Source organism: Streptomyces sp. NBC_01166 (assembly GCF_045039765.1).
Classification (GTDB): Bacteria; Actinomycetota; Actinomycetes; order Streptomycetales; family Streptomycetaceae; genus Streptomyces.
Genome location: NZ_CP108613.1, coordinates 2,657,803 through 2,676,057, shown reverse-complemented (window position 1 = coordinate 2,676,057; position 18,255 = coordinate 2,657,803). Strand labels below are relative to the sequence as shown.

At 70.1% G+C, this 18,255-nt stretch carries 16 protein-coding genes; 8 read left to right on the top strand and 8 right to left on the bottom strand.

Features of this window, described 5'->3' with window-relative positions:
* Nucleotide 1 precedes the first annotated feature (1 nt).
* Complete coding sequence (locus OG379_RS12430) at nucleotides 2–1,021, top strand: aldo/keto reductase (RefSeq protein ID WP_393761666.1); 1,020 nt, start codon at nucleotides 2–4, stop codon at nucleotides 1,019–1,021.
* 4 nt (nucleotides 1,022–1,025) lie between these two features.
* On the opposite strand, the gene OG379_RS12425 is transcribed toward OG379_RS12430, so the two are convergent.
* The 7 genes from OG379_RS12425 to OG379_RS12395 form a co-directional block, all read right to left on the bottom strand.
* Nucleotides 1,026–2,234, bottom strand: coding sequence for an acyltransferase (locus OG379_RS12425; protein WP_405662095.1), 1,209 nt, complete (start codon nucleotides 2,232–2,234; stop codon nucleotides 1,026–1,028).
* Nucleotides 2,231–3,274: an alpha/beta hydrolase gene (locus tag OG379_RS12420; protein WP_405662093.1), complete on the bottom strand. Its 1,044-nt coding sequence runs from the start codon at nucleotides 3,272–3,274 to the stop codon at nucleotides 2,231–2,233. Before OG379_RS12420 ends, OG379_RS12425 begins: the two co-directional genes overlap by 4 nt.
* A gap of 169 nt (nucleotides 3,275–3,443) precedes the next feature.
* The gene (locus OG379_RS12415; RefSeq protein ID WP_405662090.1) at nucleotides 3,444–4,124 is read right to left on the bottom strand and encodes a response regulator; all 681 of its coding nucleotides are present in this window, start codon (nucleotides 4,122–4,124) and stop codon (nucleotides 3,444–3,446) included.
* On the bottom strand, nucleotides 4,121–5,470 hold the full coding sequence (locus OG379_RS12410; RefSeq protein WP_405662087.1) for a sensor histidine kinase: 1,350 nt from the start codon (nucleotides 5,468–5,470) through the stop codon (nucleotides 4,121–4,123). Before OG379_RS12410 ends, OG379_RS12415 begins: the two co-directional genes overlap by 4 nt.
* A 124-nt stretch (nucleotides 5,471–5,594) precedes the next feature.
* Complete coding sequence (locus OG379_RS12405; RefSeq protein WP_405662084.1) at nucleotides 5,595–6,515, bottom strand: DUF4429 domain-containing protein; 921 nt, start codon at nucleotides 6,513–6,515, stop codon at nucleotides 5,595–5,597.
* A 117-nt stretch (nucleotides 6,516–6,632) separates the two neighbouring features.
* Nucleotides 6,633–7,844 (bottom strand): alpha/beta hydrolase, encoded by a 1,212-nt coding sequence (locus tag OG379_RS12400; protein ID WP_405662083.1) that lies wholly within the window; start codon nucleotides 7,842–7,844, stop codon nucleotides 6,633–6,635.
* A 234-nt stretch (nucleotides 7,845–8,078) separates the two neighbouring features.
* Complete coding sequence (locus OG379_RS12395) at nucleotides 8,079–8,744, bottom strand: TetR family transcriptional regulator (RefSeq protein ID WP_405662080.1); 666 nt, start codon at nucleotides 8,742–8,744, stop codon at nucleotides 8,079–8,081.
* A gap of 238 nt (nucleotides 8,745–8,982) precedes the next feature.
* Between OG379_RS12395 and OG379_RS12390 the strand changes: the two genes are divergently transcribed.
* Together OG379_RS12390 and OG379_RS12385 are read left to right on the top strand one after the other, a co-directional pair.
* Nucleotides 8,983–10,470 carry an MFS transporter gene (locus tag OG379_RS12390; protein ID WP_405668487.1) on the top strand — a complete coding sequence of 496 codons (1,488 nt, stop codon included), beginning with the start codon at nucleotides 8,983–8,985 and terminating at the stop codon, nucleotides 10,468–10,470.
* Between the two features lie 210 nt (nucleotides 10,471–10,680).
* Nucleotides 10,681–11,109 carry a peptidase inhibitor family I36 protein gene (locus OG379_RS12385; RefSeq protein WP_405662078.1) on the top strand — a complete coding sequence of 143 codons (429 nt, stop codon included), beginning with the start codon at nucleotides 10,681–10,683 and terminating at the stop codon, nucleotides 11,107–11,109.
* 61 nt (nucleotides 11,110–11,170) lie between these two features.
* On the opposite strand, the gene aceE is transcribed toward OG379_RS12385, so the two are convergent.
* Nucleotides 11,171–13,912, bottom strand: coding sequence for a pyruvate dehydrogenase (acetyl-transferring), homodimeric type (gene aceE, locus OG379_RS12380; RefSeq protein WP_393761648.1), 2,742 nt, complete (start codon nucleotides 13,910–13,912; stop codon nucleotides 11,171–11,173).
* A gap of 481 nt (nucleotides 13,913–14,393) precedes the next feature.
* On the opposite strand from aceE, the gene OG379_RS12375 reads away from it, so the two are divergent.
* From OG379_RS12375 to OG379_RS12355, 5 genes are all read left to right on the top strand, one after another.
* Nucleotides 14,394–14,831, top strand: a complete 438-nt coding sequence (locus OG379_RS12375) for a DUF3052 domain-containing protein (RefSeq protein WP_031092598.1) — start codon at nucleotides 14,394–14,396, stop codon at nucleotides 14,829–14,831.
* 165 nt (nucleotides 14,832–14,996) lie between these two features.
* On the top strand, nucleotides 14,997–15,464 hold the full coding sequence (locus OG379_RS12370) for a peroxiredoxin (protein ID WP_405662075.1): 468 nt from the start codon (nucleotides 14,997–14,999) through the stop codon (nucleotides 15,462–15,464).
* A gap of 194 nt (nucleotides 15,465–15,658) precedes the next feature.
* Entirely contained in the window at nucleotides 15,659–16,234 is a 576-nt protein-coding gene (locus tag OG379_RS12365) for a TerD family protein (RefSeq protein ID WP_124276684.1), read from the top strand.
* Nucleotides 16,235–16,385: 151 nt separating this feature from the next.
* Complete coding sequence (locus OG379_RS12360) at nucleotides 16,386–16,961, top strand: TerD family protein (RefSeq protein WP_104785332.1); 576 nt, start codon at nucleotides 16,386–16,388, stop codon at nucleotides 16,959–16,961.
* 71 nt (nucleotides 16,962–17,032) lie between these two features.
* The gene (locus OG379_RS12355) at nucleotides 17,033–18,175 is read left to right on the top strand and encodes a DUF475 domain-containing protein (protein WP_393761643.1); all 1,143 of its coding nucleotides are present in this window, start codon (nucleotides 17,033–17,035) and stop codon (nucleotides 18,173–18,175) included.
* Nucleotides 18,176–18,255: the final 80 nt, after the last annotated feature.

Here is an 18,255-nt window from a genome sequence, read left to right as displayed (position 1 = left end):
TATGAGTGAGACCGGAAAGATCGCGACCGTACAGCTCGCCGACGGAGGCCCGCAGGTCGGTGTGCAGGGGCTCGGCTGCATGGGGATCAGCGAGTTCTACGGAACCACCGATGAGCCCGCCGCCCGGGACACCCTGGAGGCGGCGCTGCAGGCCGGCGTCACCCTCTTCGACACCGCGGACATCTACGGGAGCGGTGCCAACGAGACGTTCCTCGCGCCGTTCGTCGGGGCGCACCGCGACGAGATCACGCTGGCGACCAAATTCGCCATCGAGCGGAGGGACGACGACCCGCACTACCGGGGTGTGCGCAACGACCCCGCGTACATCCGCCAGGCCGTGGAGGCCAGCCTGCGCCGGCTGGGCACCGATGTCATCGACCTCTACTACATGCACCGCCGCGACCCGCTCGTCCCGTTCGCCGAATCGGTGGGTGCGATGGCCGAGCTCGTACAGCAGGGCAAGGTCAAGCAGCTCGGGCTGAGCGAGGTGACCGGGGACGAGCTCCGCGAGGCGCACGCCGTGCACCCGATCGCGGCCCTGCAGTCCGAGTGGTCGCTCTTCAGCCGGGACGTGGAGCGCAGCGCCGTGCCCGCGGCCGTCGAGCTCGGGGTGACCCTCGTGCCGTACTCGCCCCTCGGCCGCGGCTTCCTGACCGGGGCGTTCGCGGACGCGGCCAAGGACCTGGGGGAGGACGACTTCCGCAAGCACCAGCCGCGCTTCACCGGGGAGAACGCGAAGACCAACGCCGCGCTGCTGGAGCCGGTGCACAAGATCGCGGCGGCGCACGGCGTGACGGCCGCGCAGGTCGCCCTGGCCTGGGTGCAGCAGCGGGCCCAGGTGCACGGCCTGACCGTGGTGCCGATCCCCGGTACGCGCAAGCGGAGCCGTCTGCTGGAGAACGTGGCGGCGACCCGGCTCTCGCTGACCGAGCAGGAGCTGGAGCTGCTGGAGCCCATCGCGGGCCAGGTGGCGGGGGACCGCTACCCGGACATGAGCAACACGGCCACCGCGCGGGAGTAGCACCTCAGGCCAGCCGGAGCGCGAAGACCGCGAAGCCCGCCGCGAGCAGCCCGGCCGCTGCCCGGCGGGTGTTCGCCGTCCGGCCGGCGGTCTGCCAGGGCGCCTCGAACCTGCGGGCGTACCGGGAGATCAGCACGAGCAGGGCGGCGAACACCGGCATCCACGCCAGCCGGGCCAGGATCCAGCCGAGCGAGTCCGGGTCGGTGGTCAGCCCGGGCACGGCGCCGGCGAAGGAGGCCGGGACGGCGGCGGCCAGCATCGCCGTCTGGTGCCAGCACAGGATCGTCATCGCCGACAGGTTGATGACCACCACGGGCGCCCACAGCACGGGGCGGCGCAGCGCCCGGCCGATCTGGCCGTGCAGCAGGACCGCCGCACCGCTCTGCGCGGAGGCCAGGGCGAGGACCAGCAGCGACGGCGGATGCGAATTGGTCCGGGCCTCGCCCGGTACGCCGACCATCGAGGCCGGGTAGTGGAAGGCGAGCAGCAACACGGCGAACAGGGCCGTGCCGCCGACGAGCAGGAGCCGGGCACCCCGCCGGGAGAGGCGGCCCTCGCCCCAGCTGACGCCGAGCTGATACGCGAAGAGCCAGCCGGGCAGGATGTTCAGCAGGCTCAGCCAGGACGGCACGGCGTCCGCGTACGGCCCGTAGCGCAGGAAGTCGACCGCGGCGACCGAGCCGATCAGCGGGGCGGCCGCCCAGCCGCCGAGCCGCCGGGCCAGCCGTACGCAGCACGGCGTGAGTGCCGTGACCACGGCGTACACCCCGACGAACCAGAGCGGCTGGATCACCAGCTTCGCCCCCGTACGCAAGGTGTCCTCGGGGACGCCGGCGGCGTACAGCACCGGGATCATCAGCGCCCACACGGCGGTCACACCGAGCACGGGCCTGCCCAGCCGGACCATCCGGCCGCGCAGCCACGCGCCGGTGGTGGACGGCCGGCGGTGGAAGGAGAGGACGGAGGCGTAGCCGCCGACCAGGAAGAACACCCCCAGCATCTGGAGCACCCAGCTCACCGGGGAGAACACGGCGAACGTGGAGAGCGGGCTGGCGTTGTGCAGGCCGCCCTCGCTGTCCAGGCCGAACCCGCCGAGCAGCCAGTGACCGGCCGGTACGGCCATCAGCGCCAGGGCGCGCAGCCCGTCGACCGCGCGGTCGCGGTGGGCGGGAGTGCTCGCGTCGATCCGGGAGACCAACTGCCGCACGCTCATCGGGAGGCCCCCTCGGCGATGGCGGTGAAGGCGCGGAGCGAGTCCGTGCCGGGGGCGAAGTAGCCGGTGTGGCCCTCGGCGTCCTCCGCGGACACCCGTCGCGCCCCGAACTCCTCGTCGGCCGGGTCGGCGCCGTGGCCGAGACCCGCCACCCGGACGTGCGGCACGTCGTCGATCCAGTCGGTCTCGTCCTTGGCCGCCCAGACACGTGCCCCGGTGTGCAGACCGGCAACATCGTCCGCGCGCATCCCGGGGGAGCCGAGCACGACCAGGTCCGTGGCGCCGAGAGCGGAGGCCGCGAGCCCGCACACCACCGAGCCGTAGCTGTGGCAGAACACGACCGGCGCGGGCAGCCCGTCGGCCGCCAGCCCCGCCGTGAACCGGGTCAGCCGCTCCGCCCCGGCCTCGGCCAGCGTGCCCGTCGCGGCGTCCAGCCCGAGGCCGACCGGGGTGGTGTAACCGGCCCAGGCGATCACCGCACTGCCCTGACCCGTCCCGGAGTACAGGGACTTGGCCATGCCCGCCGGGGTGCCGTACACGTCGCCGCGCCGGTCGAAGGTGCCCGCGTCGATGTCCGACCCGGGCACCACGACGGACACATGACGCGCGGAGCGCAGGTCACCGAACACCTCGGCGACCTGGCCACGACCTCGCGGGTCGAAGGCGAGGATCTGCCGGCCGGACGCGGCGAGTCCGGCGTACCGGGCGTCGTCGGAGGCGCGCAGCGCAAGGGCGTTGGCGCGGTAGCGGAGCTCCAGCGGTGCCCCGTCCAGATTGCCGACGACCGACGGGTGCCGCTCCAGCAGCACCTGCTGCTCGGCCGCACTCAAACCCCGGAAGAACGCCCGCACTTGCCTGGGCGTCGCGCGGCCCGGGTCCGGCAGCTCCCGCCCCAGCACCCCGTCGGCACGCCACGAGGCACTGCCGGGCGGCGGCCCCGTCACCGCCCGCTGGGTGTTCCCGGACGCCCAGCCGGCCGTCCCCGCCACCACGGTGGTCGCCAGTGCGACCGCGGCCAGCGTCCGCGCGAATCGGCGCATCGTGCCCTCCCCTTACGGATCCGGCGCACCGTTCGGTGTGCCGGAGAGGAAGGTAGGAAGACGGTGGGTGACAGGGCGTCACACCGGGGAGCCAACTGTCCGGTGCTACCGGGGTAGGGGGTGTACGGGGGGACAGCCCCCCGTCGAGCAGGGGGTCGGCGGGGGGCGGCTACGCCTCGCCCGGAGCCACCAGCCCCGACTCGTACGCGAAGATCACGGCCTGTGCCCGGTCCCGGAGCCCGAGCTTCGCCAGCACCTTGCCGATGTGCGTCTTCACCGTCTGTTCGGCCAGCACCAGCCGCGCCGCGATCTCCTGGTTCGAAAGGCCCCGGGCGATCAGCTCCAGGACCTCCGTCTCGCGCGGTGTCAGGCCGTTCAGCCGCAGCGCCGGCCCGCCGGTCGGCGGAGCCGGGCGCTGCCGTGCGAAGTCCGCGATGAGCCGCCGCGTCACGGACGGCGCGAGGAGCGCGTCCCCCGCCGCCACGACCCGCACCGCCGAGATCAGATCCGCCGGCGGGGCATCCTTCAGGAGGAACCCGGACGCGCCCGCGCGCAGCGCCTCGTAGACGTAGTCGTCGACGTCGAAGGTGGTGAGCATCAGCACCTTCGGCCGGTGCACCACCCCTTTCGGCGGGCTCAGCAGCTCGCGGGCGGCGGCCAGCCCGTCCATCTCCGGCATCCTGACATCCATCAGGACGACGTCCGGACGCACCGACCTGCTGACCTCGACACCCTGGCGCCCGTCCGGGGCCTCGCCCACCACGTCGATGTCGCTCTGCGCCGCCAGCAGCGCGGCGAACCCGGCCCGCACCATGGCCTGGTCGTCGACGATGATCACGCGGATGGTCACGATTCCTCCGGAGTCACGGATGGAGAGGGCGGCCGGTCCGGCGGCAGCGGGAGCCGCGCGGCCACCCGGAAGCCCCCGTCCGGCAGGGGGCCGGTGTCGAGTGTGCCGCCGGTCAACCGTACGCGTTCCCGCATGCCGACCAGCCCGTGTCCGGTCCCCGACGTCTCCAGCGGCGAACCCGGCTTCCTCGCCTCCTCGTTCACGACCAGCACCGTCAGATGACCGTCGCGCGCCGTGACCGACACCCGGGTCCGCGCGCCCGGCGCGTGCCGCACCACATTGGCCAGCGCCTCCTGCACGATGCGGTATGCCGACAGGTCCACCGCCTGCGGCACTCCGCCCCGCTCCAGCGCCTCCCGCACGTCCGTCGTCATCGACAGCTCGGCCGGGAGCCCCGCCCGAACCGTCGCCTCCACCAGCTGCTGCACCCGGTCGAGCCCGGGCTGCGGGGCGAGTTCGCCCGGGCTGCCGTCACTGCGCAGCACCGACAGCAGTCGGCGCATCTCGGCCAGGGACTCCCGGGCCCCGGCCGCGATCGAGGCGAACTCGGCCTGCGCTTCCTCGGAAAGCCCGCCGACCCGGTACGGCGCCGAGTCGGCCTGCACGGTGATCACCGACATGTGGTGCGCGACCACGTCGTGGAGCTCCCGGGCGATCCGGGTGCGCTCCTCCAGCAGCGTGCGCTGCGCCCGCTCGGCCTCGCTGATGCTCGATTGCTCGGCCAACCGGCGTTGGGCCTCGCCCCGTTCGCGTACCGAGGCCCCGATCACCAGCACCACCGCGCCGAGAACGAACAGCAGGAGCGCGCCGCCGTCGCTGCGCACGGGCGCGATGAGGTGCAGCAGCGCCCCGGCCGCGCCTGTCGCCAGCCACACGCCGATCACGGTGTGCCTGCTCTCGCGCAGTCCCAGGGCCAGCAGCACGAAGAGGTAGCCGATGATGACCGGCGGTGTCCACGGCCAGATGTTGCCCGGTTGCTCGGGCCGCGCCAGCAGCACCAGAGCGCCCACGATGTCGGAGGTGAAGACGATCCACCAGGCCTGCAGCGGCCGGTGCGCCAGCATCAGCAGGGGCACGGCCTGCCCGACGGCCAGCGCCCCGGCGACCACACCGTGTACGCCGTAGTCGTCGGTCAGCACCTGGATCGTGACGGGGATGAAGGCGGCGGCGAGGGCGAGCACGACCGCGTACGGCAGCAGCCGCAGCCAGCGCCTCGGGGAGTCGGCGAACAGCGGTGTCGGCGGATGGGACGCGTGGGACAGCCCGTGGGCGAGCTCGCGCAGATTGCGGCGGGCGGCGCTCAGCAGACCGTCGGCGGGCGGGGGCCCGGTGGGAGAAGGGGGCATGATCGGGTCAGAGTAGGCGCGGAGTGTGCCGGGCGGCGTCATACCGGGGGGTGGACCACGGGCCGCCGGCCCCGTACCCGGGTAGGGGACGGCCCGTTCCGGGAGTGGGGCGGCGGGGTGCGGCCTACAGCTCGGCGAGGAGCTCCGCCTTCTTCGCGCTGTACTCCGCGTCCGTCACCAGGCCCGCCTGGTACAGGTCCCCGAGGTGGCGTATCCGTTCCGCGATGTCCGCGGGGTCGCGCCGCGCGCCGCCCACCGGGACCGGCGCGGTCGCGACCGGCACCGACTGGGTCCGGCGGACGGACTCCAGGACCGCCGCGGCGAAGGGCAGCGACTCGTGCACCGGCCCGTAGCCCAGGCCGAACACCACGGCGGCGGGATCCTGGTCCGGCTGGGCACGGACGGGCGTCTGCCCGCCGGCCACCGGGTCCGGCCCGGGGCCGTCCGCGTCGGCGTCCGACACCGCGCCGCGTGGCAGCAGCCGGAGATATCCCTCGAAGGCCTCGGGCGAACGCCACTCGATCCCGCCCAGCTCCGCCACGGGGAACGTCTGGTCGCCCGCCTTCCACTTGGCGCTCGACGCCCCCGTCCAGAACCACCGGAAGGAGACCAGGGACCCGTCGAAGCCTGCCCGGCCGTCGTACGCCTTGAAGTGCATGGGCGCCTCGGGTGCCGTCACCATGAAGCGTTCGGCGGGCAGGGACGCCTCGGACCCGAGCACGGCGCGCAGCTCGTCGGCGTAGTACTCGGCGAGCGTCTCGCGCTCGGCGGGCAGCACCAGGCGGTAGGGGTCGTTCCCCTCCTTGAGCTGCCCGGCCGCGGCCGCGAGCAGCGGATCGGCGCCTGGTCTCGGCACCGCGCGCAGGACCACCGTGCCCCGCTTGCCGGGGGTCAGCGTCACCGTGGACAACGCCGCGTACGGAATGCGGCGTTCACGCAGGCTCTGGAAGAGCTTCGGCGTGCGGATCCCCCGTTCGAAGCGGATGAGCACGGAGTCGGTGTCGAACTCCCAGGTGGCATGAATTCCGGCCAGCACATCACCCATGTGCCTCATCGTATGTGGCACAGGCCCGCACGTCCCCCTTCGGTACCGGCAGAATCGCGGCCAGGCAGACAGGCCGTTCGCCGCTCTCTACGCGCGTCAGACGTGTTTCTACGCGCGTCAGGCCTCTGACTCGCCGGAAATCTCCCGATGGCACGCACCGTCGGAGCTCGCACAGCTGACCGAGTCGTAGGCGCCCACGCCGATCGCGGCGAAGTTGTCGAGACTCTCCGTGCCCGGCTCGAAATAGCCGCTGTGCCCGATCGCGCCGTTCGCCGACACGATCCGCGCCCCGAAGGCCGGGTCGACCGGGTCGGCACCGTGCCCGAGCCCGCCGAACGCCATGTTCGGCACGTCCGCGATCCAGTCGTCGCTGTCACGCATCGCCCAGATCCTGGCCCCGGTGTGCAGGGCGTCGGCGGTGTCCGCCCGCATCCCGGGGCTGCCGGCCACCGCGATGTCGGAGACCCTGGACGGCAGGTCGTCCGCGGCCACGCCGCACAGCACGGAGCCGTAGCTGTGGCAGAACAGCGAGACGTCGGACGCGCCGGGCAGCGCGTCGAGGAGGTTGTTCAGCCGCTTCGCCCCCTCCGCCGCGAGCCCGCCCAGAGCGGAGTCCATGCCGATCCCGACGGGCGCCGTGTAGTCCGCCCACGCGATGACCGCCGTACGCGAACCGGGACGCGCCGAGCGCTCCGCGGCGTACAGCGACTGCGCCATGCCGACGGGTGCCGCGTTCTTCTTGATGCCGGTGCGCTCCAGCGTCAGGAGGTTCGTGTCGACCCCGGGGACGACGACCGAGACCCGCTCGGCCCGGTCGAGGTCGCCGAGGACCTCGGCCGCCCGGCCGCGGCCCGACGGATCGAAGGCGAGGATCTGCCGGTCACCGGAGAGCAAGGACCGGAAACGCGCCAGCCGGAGCGCGGCCTGATGGCGCCCGTCCGGTGAGAGACGTGTGTCCTGTGTGCGCCGTTCCTCCGCGGATTCCGCCTGCGCCAGCGCGTGCCGGTTGGCCCGGTAGCGCAGGGTGACCGGAGCGCCGTTCAGATTCCCCACCACCAGCGGGTACTTGTCGGCCAGGGCGACCTGCTGGCCCGCCGTGAGCGTCGCGAAGAAGTGCGCCAGCCGGTAGGCCGGGGCGCTCACGTCCGGAAGGGCGTGACCGGCTATCCGGTCCTTCGCCCAGGACGCGAGCGCCGTCTCGCGCGGCGCTGACGACTGCTGATGACGCACGGCGGTCCATCCGGTGGTCGCCAGCATCACGAACACGACCGCGATGGCGAGCAGAGCGCGCCACGCGGTGAGAGTGGGGGAGGAGTCGAAGGAAGTCACTGCGCCCCACCCTAGGAGACGCGCGCGTGACGCCGTGGCAGGGGTGACACGGATCACTCGACCGCGGGGAATTGGCCGTCCTTCTCTTACGCTCCGTGTGCGCCGGATCCACATTCCGACGCGGTTGAAGCCCGTCGCGTACGCGAATCGGCGTGCGGAGCAGGGGCATTGTGAGTTCGGCCATGCGGGAGCGATGAGGGGTGCGGCACAGCTGTGCGATCCGCGTAAGCGCGCCTACGCTGCGCGCCAGCCCCCGGAGAGCGCAGGTCCGAGCTGGTCCAGGTGGAGTTCGGTCAGCTCCTGGAGCGCCTCCACCCCCGCGTCCTTCCGGCGTCCCCACAGCTGTCCGGTCATCCGCATCACCCCGGAGAACGCGGCGACGGCGACCCGGGGGCGCGGATCCGCCTCCGGGTCGATCCCCTCACGCTCCGCGATCAGCAGCGCGGTCTGGTGCTCCAGGCCGATGTGGCGGCGCATATGGGCGGCGTGCAGCGCGGGGGTCGACTCGATCACCCGGTAGGCGCGCATCTGGAGTTCGACCGTGACGTCGTCGTCGGTCTCGGCGATGGTCCTCCAGGCGGCCAGAGCCGCGCGGCGCATTGCCTCGAAAGGGTCTTCCGCGGCGGGACGTTGACGCAGCTCCGCGAGGAAGCGCGCGTCCACCGCCTCCTGGACGGCGAAGGCGACGGCCTCCTTGTTGGCGAAGTAGCGGAAGAAGGTGCGCTGGGAGACGTCGACGGCGTCGACGATCTCGTCGACCGTCGTCCGGTCGTAGCCCTGTGTGGTGAAGAGCCTGAGGGCGGTGTGCAGCAGGGCCTCGCGGGTGCGCCTCTTCTTACGTTCGCGCAACCCTGTCGGTGCCCCCGGCACGGGGACCCCGGATGTCTGCCTGCCTGTCACGTACCGGACCTCTTCTCCCTGCTTTTCCCTGATCAGCCTACCTGTGAGCTACGTGACAGTTACTGTCTTGTGAATTGGTTTGTCAACTGTCAGTAGCTGACATAACGTCCTGCGCATGACTAGTCAGACCACTGTCGAGAAGGCACCGCGGGAGCCTGAAGACACCCTTGTTCCCGCACCGGTGAAAGGGCTGCGCGGCCACCCCTGGCTGACGCTCTTCGCCGTCGCCATCGGCGTGATGATGGTGGCGCTCGACGGCACGATCGTCGCGATCGCCAACCCCGCCATCCAGCAGGACCTCGGCGCTTCGCTCGCCGACGTCCAGTGGATCACCAACGGCTACATGCTCGCCCTCGCGGTCTCCCTGATCACCGCGGGCAAGCTCGGTGACCGTTTCGGCCACCGGCAGACGTTCCTCATAGGCATCGCGGGGTTCGCCGCCGCGTCGGCGGCCATCGGCTTCTCCGGCAGCGTGTCCCTGGTGATCTTCTTCCGGGTGCTGCAGGGCCTCTTCGGCGCACTGCTGATGCCGGCGGCGCTCGGCCTGCTGCGCGCCACCTTCCCCGCCGAGAAGCTGAACATGGCGATCGGCATCTGGGGCATGGTGATCGGCGCCTCGACCGCGGGCGGACCCATCCTCGGCGGCGTGCTCGTGGAGCACGTGAGCTGGGAGTCCGTCTTCTTCATCAACGTCCCCGTCGGAGTGATCGCGCTCCTCTTCGGCCTCGTGATCCTCAGGGACCACCGCGCGGCGAACGCGCCGAAGTCCTTCGACATCGGTGGCATCGTCCTTCTGTCGCAGGCGATGTTCTGCCTGATCTGGTCGCTGATCAAGGGATCCGAGTGGGGCTGGGGCGACTGGAAGACCCTCGGCTTCCTCGGCGCCGCCCTCGTCCTGTTCTTCGTCTTCGCGCTCTCCCAGAAGAACGTCCGCGAGCCGCTGATCCCGCTGGCCATGTTCCGCTCCGTGCCGCTGTCGGCCGGTGTCGTCCTGATGGTGCTGATGGCGTTCGCCTTCATGGGCGGCCTGTTCTTCGTCACCTTCTACCTGCAGAACGTCCATGGCATGAGCCCCGTCGACAGCGGCCTGCACCTGCTGCCGCTGACCGGGATGATGATCGTCGGCTCACCGCTCGCCGGCGCCGCGATCACCAAGTTCGGGCCGCGCGTGCCGCTGGTGGGCGGCATGGTGTCCGTCGCCATCGCCATGTTCGGGATGTCCCAGCTGAGCATCGGCACCGGCACGCTGACCATGTCGCTCTGGTTCGCGCTGCTCGGCTTCGGCCTCGCGCCGGTCATGGTCGGCGCCACCGAGGTCATCGTGGGCAACGCCCCGATGGAGCTCTCCGGTGTCGCGGGCGGACTCCAGCAGGCCGCCATGCAGGTCGGCGGAAGCCTCGGTACGGCCGTACTCGGCGCCGTCATGGCCGCCCAGGTCGACGCGAAGCTCGACGACAACTGGAAGGCCGCGGAGCTCCCGCCGGTCGACCCGGCACAGCTGGACCAGGCGTCCGCCGCCATCAAGGTCGGTATGCCGCCGGTCGCACCCGACACCCCGCCGGAGATCGCGGCGAAGATCACGGGCGTCGCCCATGACACCTTCGTGTCGGGCATGAGCGCGGCCTTCATGGTCGCGGGCATCGTCGCGGTGGCCGCCGCCCTGGTCGCCACGCTCACCAAGCGGGGCAAGAACGCCGAGGCAGGAATGGGCGCAGGCCACATCTGACCCCTCGAAGACACCTGGCCCGCCCCGGGCCGCACCTGGGCCCCAGGCGTCAACACAGTGCAACCGACAGCCCCGCCGGACGCTTCCGGCGGGGCTGTCGCCTATCAGGGTGGTCCGCCGCCCGGCCCCTTCCCGGCCCGTACTTCCGCAGGTCAGAGTGCGGACATCGGCGAGCCGCCCGGCTTGCCGGACCACGGGGGTTGATCCACCATGCGCAAGACCGTCCTCGCCGCCACCCTGGCGGCCACCGCACTCGTCCCGGCCACGGCCCTGTCCTCCGGCGCCGCGCCGGCCGCCCACCACGGGCCCCCCGGACAGGAGCGCTCCCGCAGCGCGCCGCAGTCCGCCCCGGCCGGGCTTGCGCCGTGCGGCGCGGGGCAGCTCTGCCTCTGGGCGAAGTCCGACTTCACCGGGGCCAGGCAGGTCCATGAGCTGTCCACCGTGGACATCGAGAGCTGCGTCCCCCTTCCGGAGGGACGCCACGCCCAGGCGCTCGTCAACCGCACCGGCCGCCCCGTCACCACCTACCAGTCGGCCGAGTGCGCGGAGACCGGCGAGTTCGAGACGTACCCGGGAGGCGGCACCTGGGTGCCCCGGTCGCCGTACGCGGTCCGGGCCTTCAAGATCTGGGAGAGCTGAGCGAACGCCGAAGGGCGGCGGGCCCGGGGCCCGCCGCCCTTCTTCCGGAACCGTGGGTTCCTTACGCGTCGCCGCCCTCAGGGCCGGGGCCCGCGGCGGCCACGTCCAGCAGCTCGTAGCGGTCCAGCGCCGTCTTCAGCGCCGAACGGTCGATCTTGCCTTCCTTGGCCAGCTCCGTCAGCACCGCGAGCACGATCGACTGCGCGTCGATGTGGAAGAAGCGGCGGGCCGCCCCCCGGGTGTCGGCGAAGCCGAAGCCGTCCGCGCCCAGCGACTGGTAGGCGCCGGGCACCCAGCGCGCGATCTGGTCGGGCACGGAACGCATCCAGTCCGAGACCGCCACGAACGGGCCCTCGGAGCCGGAGAGCTTCTGCGTCACGTAGGGGACGCGCTGCTCCTCCTCCGGGTGGAGCAGGTTGTGGCGCTCCACGTCCACGGCCTCACGGCGCAGCTCGTTCCAGGAGGTCGCCGACCAGACGTCCGCCTTCACGTTCCACTCGTCGGCGAGGATCCGCTGGGCCTCGACCGCCCACGGGACCGCCACGCCGGACGCCAGGATCTGGGCCGGGATCTCGCCCTGCTCGCCGGCGCGGTAGCGGTGGACGCCCTTGAGGATGCCCTCGACATCCACGTCGGCGGGCTCGGCGGGGTGCTGGATCGGCTCGTTGTAGACGGTGAGGTAGTAGAAGACGTCCTCGTTCTCGTCGGGGGCCCCGCCGTACATCCGGCGCAGGCCGTCCTTGACGATGTGCGCGATCTCGTACCCGAACGCCGGGTCGTAGGAGACACAGGCCGGGTTCGTCGAGGCGAGCAGCTGCGAGTGGCCGTCCGCGTGCTGCAGGCCCTCACCGGTCAGCGTCGTACGGCCGGCGGTCGCGCCCAGGACGAAGCCGCGCGAGAGCTGGTCGGCCATCTGCCAGAACTGGTCACCGGTCCGCTGGAAACCGAACATCGAGTAGAAGACGTACACCGGGATCAGCGGCTCACCGTGCGTGGCGTAGGCCGAACCCGCGGCGATCAGCGAGGCCGTGCAGCCGGCCTCGGAGATGCCGTCGTGCAGCATCTGACCGGTCGGCGACTCCTTGTACGCGAGGAGGAGCTCACGGTCCACGGACTCGTACTGCTGACCCAGCGGGTTGTAGATCTTCGCGCTCGGGAAGAACGCGTCCATGCCGAAGGTGCGGTACTCGTCGGGCGCGATCAGCACGAAACGCTTGCCGATCTCCTTGTCCCGCATAAGGTCCTTCAGCACGCGGACGAACGCCATGGTCGTGGCGATCGACTGCTGACCCGAACCCTTCTTCGCGGTCGCGTACGCCTTCTCGTCCGGAAGGGGCAGCGGCTTCGCCCGCACCACACGCGTCGGGACGTAACCGCCCAGACTCTGGCGGCGGTCGTGCATGTACTGGATCTCTTCCGAGTCGCGGCCCGGGTGGTAGTACGGCGGGTTGCCGTCCTCCAGCTGCTTGTCCGCGATCGGGATGTGCAGGCGGTCACGGAAGCGCTTCAGGTCGTCCGCCGTGAGCTTCTTCATCTGGTGGGTCGCGTTGCGGCCCTCGAAGTTCGGTCCGAGCGTCCACCCCTTGACCGTCTGCGCCAGGATCACGGTCGGCTGGCCCTTGTGGGCCTTGGCCGCCGCGTACGCCGCGTAGACCTTGCGATGGTCGTGACCGCCGCGGCCCAGGTGCAGGATCTGGTCGTCGGACATGTCCTTGACCATGTCCCGCAGTCGCGGGTCGTCACCGAAGAAGTGGTCACGGATGTACGCCCCGGTCTCGGTCGCGTACGTCTGGAACTGGCCGTCCGGGGTCGTGTTCAGCTTGTTGACCAGGATGCCCGTGCGGTCCTGCGCGAGCAGCGGGTCCCAGGTGCGGTCCCAGACCAGCTTGATGACGTTCCAGCCGGCACCCCGGAACTGCGACTCCAGCTCCTGGATGATCTTGCCGTTGCCGCGCACCGGGCCGTCGAGGCGCTGCAGGTTGCAGTTCACCACGAAGGTGAGGTTGTCGAGGCCCTCACGGGCGGCGATGGAGAGCTGGCCGAGCGACTCGGGCTCGTCCATCTCGCCGTCGCCGAGGTAGGCCCAGACGTGCGACTTGGAGGTGTCGGCGATGCCGCGCGCCTCCATGTAGCGGTTCATCCGCGCCTGGTAGATCGCGCCGAGCGGGCCGAGGCCCATCGAGACGGTCGGGAACTCCCAGAAGTCCGGCATCGACCGCGGGTGCGGGTAGCTGGAGAGTGCGTGGCCCGCCTTCGACTTCTCCTGGCGGAAGCCGTCGAGCTGGGCCTCGCTCAGCCGGTCGAGCAGGAAGGCGCGGGCGTAGATGCCCGGGGACGCGTGTCCCTGGAAGAAGATCTGGTCGCCTCCCAGGCCGTCGTCCTTGCCCCGGAAGAAGTGGTTGAAGCCCACGTCGTACAGCGAGGCGGAGGAGGCGAAGGTGGCGATGTGGCCGCCGACACCGATCCCGGGACGCTGGGCGCGGGAGACCATCACCGCGGCGTTCCACCGGGTCGCGTTGAGGACCTTGCGCTCGATCTCCTCGTCGCCCGGGAAGAACGGCTCGTCCTTCGTGGCGATCGTGTTGACGTAGTCGGTGCTGCGCATCTCGGGCACGGCCACGCGCTTCTCGCGCGCACGCTCGATGAGCCGGAGCATCAGATAGCGGGCCCGCTCACGGCCGCGCTCGTCGACGGCGGCGTCGAGGGAGTCGAGCCATTCCTGGGTCTCTTCAGGATCGAAGTCCGGGACCTGGCTCGGAAGGCCGCCAATGATGATCGGGTTGCGATCGGATCCGGAAGCCACGCTGTTCCTTCGCTGTTCGGTGGTGCTCTTCGGGGCCTGTATGCGGGGAAGGTACCCCCCGGGCGGCTGCTGTACGCCGCCTCCATCGTGTACCGCGAGGAGCTGGACGTCATCTCTACTGTGGGGTAACACGGGGTTCCAGGACGCCGTGTCCGGGCACCAGTACCAGCAGCGGGAGAGCAGTCCGGCCCAAACCGCAACCATACGCCCAACCCGGCCAAGCGTTCCCAAAGCCCGTTCGAATCCGAATGGCGGAGCGAAACGGCATAAGCTGAGGAAGGACGTAAAGGGTCCGGACACCATTTCCGGCCCCGCAGGAGACATGCCGGTAGTTGCGGCGACGTGGCAGGGAACGTCACCGTTTAGGCGGTCTCGGACGCCGGGTACTTGCGCGATTCGCCGAGCCCGTGTGGACTACGGCCAATGCCCCGCGCACGCGCGTGGCTGAAGCATTTTCCGAAACATGATCAGGAGGCAACCCGTGAGCGCGACCGCGGACCACGCGGAGGAACGGACCAACACGGCCGCAAGGCTTGGGTTCGAACCCGGACAGGTGGTCCAGGAGATCGGCTACGACGACGACGTCGAGCAGGAGCTCCGTGAGGGCATTGAGGCCACAATCGGCCAGGAACTCGTCGACGAGGACTACGACGACGTCGCTGACGTCGTCCTGCTCTGGTTCCGTGACGAGGACGGCGACCTTACGGACGCGCTGGTGGATGCCATTGGTCTGATCGAGGACGGTGGGGCGGTCTGGCTGCTGACGCCCAAGACCGGCCGCGACGGATACGTCGAACCGAGCGACATCAACGAGGCTGCCCAGACAGCTGGTCTCGCCCAGACCAAGAGCATCAGCGCGGGCAAGGACTGGACGGGCAGCCGTCTGGTCACTCCCAAGGGGGCCCCGGCCAAGCGCTGAGAACTCTTTCACCACCTGGGCCCCCGACGGCATCGCGCCGCCGGGGGCCTTCGTACGCGCCGGTGCGGACCTGCCCAGGTCCCGCCCGGGACGCTGCGTAGGGTGGGTGTCACCCGGACGGCCCAGGCCGGGGAAGTGTGACGTTCGTGAAGGGATGCGTTTTACATGGCGATCGAGGTCGGCACGAAGGCTCCGGATTTCGAGCTGAAGGACAACCACGGGCGCACCGTGAAGCTCTCTGATTTCCAGGGTTCTCACGGCGCCAAGAACGTGGTGCTGCTCTTCTACCCCTTCGCCTTCACCGGTGTCTGCACGGGGGAGCTGTGCGCGCTCCGCGACGAGCTGCCCAAGTTCGAGAACGACGACACCCAGCTGCTCGCCGTCTCCAACGACTCGATCCACACCCTGCGCGTCTTCGCCGAGCAGGAGGGCCTCGAGTACCCGCTGCTCTCGGACTTCTGGCCGCACGGGGAGACCTCGCGGGCGTACGGCGTCTTCGACGAGGAAAAGGGCTGCGCGGTGCGCGGCACGTTCATCATCGACAAGGAGGGCGTGGTCCGCTGGACCGTCGTCAACGGCCTGCCGGACGCGCGTGACCTGAACGACTACATCAAGGCGCTCGACGCGATCTGATCCGGCCCGAGCTGGTACGGCTTGTACGGGATCCGGGGTTTGCGACCTGCCGGATCCGGGGATCTCCTGGCGGCGACCGGCCAAAAGCCTGTTTTGGCCGGGAACCGGTCACTAGGATCCAATCGTTGATCCGATGCCAACGCACGACGGGGGCGCTGGTGTCTGCCGGCCCTCTCAAAACTTTTGGAGGACTCGTGGGAGTCAGCCTCAGCAAGGGCGGCAACGTCTCGCTGACCAAGGCCGCGCCGAACCTGACCGCGGTCATCGTGGGTCTGGGCTGGGATGCCCGGACGACCACCGGCGGTGACTTCGACCTCGACGCCAGCGCGCTGCTGACGAACGCCGAGGGCAAGGTCGGCAGCGACGGGAATTTCGTCTTCTTCAACAACCTCAAGAGCCCCGACGGCTCGGTCGAGCACACCGGTGACAACCTCACCGGTGAGGGCGAGGGCGACGACGAGGTCATCAAGGTCAACCTGGCCGGTGTCCCGGCCGACGTCGACAAGATCGTCTTCCCGGTCTCGATCTACGAGGCCGAGAGCCGTCAGCAGAGCTTCGGCCAGGTCCGCAACGCGTACATCCGCGTGGTGAACCAGGCGGACAACAGCGAGCTCGCCCGCTACGACCTGAGCGAGGACGCCTCGACGGAGACCGCCATGGTCTTCGGCGAGCTCTACCGCAACGGCGCGGAGTGGAAGTTCCGTGCCATCGGCCAGGGGTATGCCTCGGGTCTGCGCGGCATCGCGCAGGACTTCGGCGTCAACGTCTGAGCCGGTCCGGAGAATCCTCCGGACACCCGCAGCTCCATCGCGTCCGGCGCCGCACCATGTGCGGCGCCGGACGCGCTCGGCAGAGCGCCCCGCGTCCGTCAGGCGCCCTGCCGGGCCGCCATACCGTCCATCGACTCGGGGAGGACACACCATGGGCGTCACGCTCGCCAAGGGAGGCAATGTCTCCCTCTCCAAGGCCGCACCCAATCTCACGCAGGTGCTGGTCGGGCTCGGCTGGGACGCACGATCCACGACGGGAGCCGACTTCGACCTCGACGCCAGCGCACTGCTGTGCCAGTCGGGCCGGGTCCTCGGCGACGAGTGGTTCGTGTTCTACAACAACCTCACCAGCCCCGACGGCTCCGTCGAGCACACCGGCGACAACCTCACGGGGGAGGGCGACGGCGACGACGAGTCCGTCATCGTGAACCTCACGCAGGTGCCGGCGCACTGCGACAAGATTCTTTTCCCGGTTTCGATCCATGAAGCCGACAATCGTGGGCAGACATTCGGGCAGGTGGCCAATGCCTTCATCCGCGTGGTGAACCAGGCGGACGGCCAGGAGCTGGCACGGTACGACCTCAGCGAGGACGCGTCGACGGAGACGGCGATGATCTTCGGTGAGCTCTACCGCTACGGCGGCGAGTGGAAATTCCGTGCAGTCGGACAGGGGTACGCGTCAGGGCTGCGGGGCATCGCTCTAGACTTCGGGGTCAACGTTTCGTAAAGCCGCGCACGGCGCGGGGGAGCCCCGTACTCAACCGGGGGAGACCCGTTACATACACGATGGGGTAGCCAGTGCTTCTGAAAACCTTCGGCTGGTCGTTCGCGGTTACCGCGCTCGGCCTGGTCGCAGCGGTGTTCTACGGGGGGTGGCAGGCATTCGGCGTAGTCGCGATCCTGTCGATCCTGGAGATCTCGCTGTCCTTCGACAACGCGGTGATCAACGCCGGAATCCTGAAGAAGATGAGTGCCTTCTGGCAGAAGATCTTCCTCACCGTCGGTGTGCTCATCGCCGTCTTCGGTATGCGGCTGGTCTTCCCCGTCGTGATCGTGGCCATCAGCGCCCAGCTCGGACCCATCGAGGCCATTGATCTCTCGTTCAATGACCCCGAGCGGTACAAGGAACTGGTGACGGACGCTCACCCGTCCATCGCCGCCTTCGGTGGAATGTTCCTGCTCATGATCTTCCTCGACTTCATCTTCGAGGACCGTGACATCCAGTGGCTGCGCTGGATCGAGCGCCCGCTCGCCAAGCTCGGCAAGGTCGACATGCTGTCGGTCTGCGTAGCGCTCATCGTCCTGCTGATCTCCGCCATGACGTTCGCGACCCACGCCCACCAGCACGGTGGCGGGCATGCCGACAAGGCGTCGACCGTCATGCTGTCGGGCATCGCGGGTCTGATCACGTACCTCGTGGTCGGCGGCCTCTCCGGGTTCTTCGAGAACAAGCTCGAGGAGGAGGAGGAGCGCGAGCACGAGGCCGAGGAAGAGGCCAGGAAGTCCGGCAAGTCCCCCTCCGCGGTTGTCCTCGCCGGCAAGGCCGCGTTCTTCATGTTCCTCTACCTCGAGGTCCTCGACGCGTCCTTCTCGTTCGACGGCGTCATCGGCGCCTTCGCCATCACCAACGAGATCGTGTTGATGGCGCTCGGCCTCGGTATCGGCGCCATGTACGTCCGTTCGCTCACCGTGTACCTGGTCCGCCAGGGCACCCTGGACGACTACGTCTACCTGGAGCACGGCGCGCACTACGCGATCGGCGCCCTCGCGGTCATCCTGCTCGTCACCATCCAGTACGAGATCAACGAGCTCATCACCGGTTCCGTCGGGGTCATCCTGATCGGTTGGTCCTTCTGGTCCTCGGTGCGGCGCAACAAGGCGATCGCTGCGGCAGGCGGCGACGGCTCCGATTCCAAGGCGGAAGTGTCCTCCGGGGTGTGACCCGGTAAGGATTGAGGAACGCTCTCTCTGCGGGGCGGCCACGGTGGCGGTTCTCCGGGAACACCCGGACCCGGCCCGGC

Bases quoted from the DNA above. Each gene is read 5' to 3' on its own strand.
- OG379_RS12410 (WP_405662087.1), bottom strand. From the start codon at position 5,470: ATGCCCCCTTCTCCCACCGGGCCCCCGCCCGCCGACGGTCTGCTGAGC.
- OG379_RS12390 (WP_405668487.1), top strand. From the start codon at position 8,983: ATGATGGTGGCGCTCGACGGCACGATCGTCGCGATCGCCAACCCCGCC.
- OG379_RS12430 (WP_393761666.1), top strand. From the start codon at position 2: ATGAGTGAGACCGGAAAGATCGCGACCGTACAGCTCGCCGACGGAGGC.
- OG379_RS12425 (WP_405662095.1), bottom strand. From the start codon at position 2,234: ATGAGCGTGCGGCAGTTGGTCTCCCGGATCGACGCGAGCACTCCCGCC.
- OG379_RS12385 (WP_405662078.1), top strand. From the start codon at position 10,681: ATGCGCAAGACCGTCCTCGCCGCCACCCTGGCGGCCACCGCACTCGTC.
- OG379_RS12370 (WP_405662075.1), top strand. From the start codon at position 14,997: ATGGCGATCGAGGTCGGCACGAAGGCTCCGGATTTCGAGCTGAAGGAC.
- OG379_RS12405 (WP_405662084.1), bottom strand. From the start codon at position 6,515: ATGGGTGATGTGCTGGCCGGAATTCATGCCACCTGGGAGTTCGACACC.
- OG379_RS12420 (WP_405662093.1), bottom strand. From the start codon at position 3,274: ATGCGCCGATTCGCGCGGACGCTGGCCGCGGTCGCACTGGCGACCACC.
- OG379_RS12360 (WP_104785332.1), top strand. From the start codon at position 16,386: ATGGGCGTCACGCTCGCCAAGGGAGGCAATGTCTCCCTCTCCAAGGCC.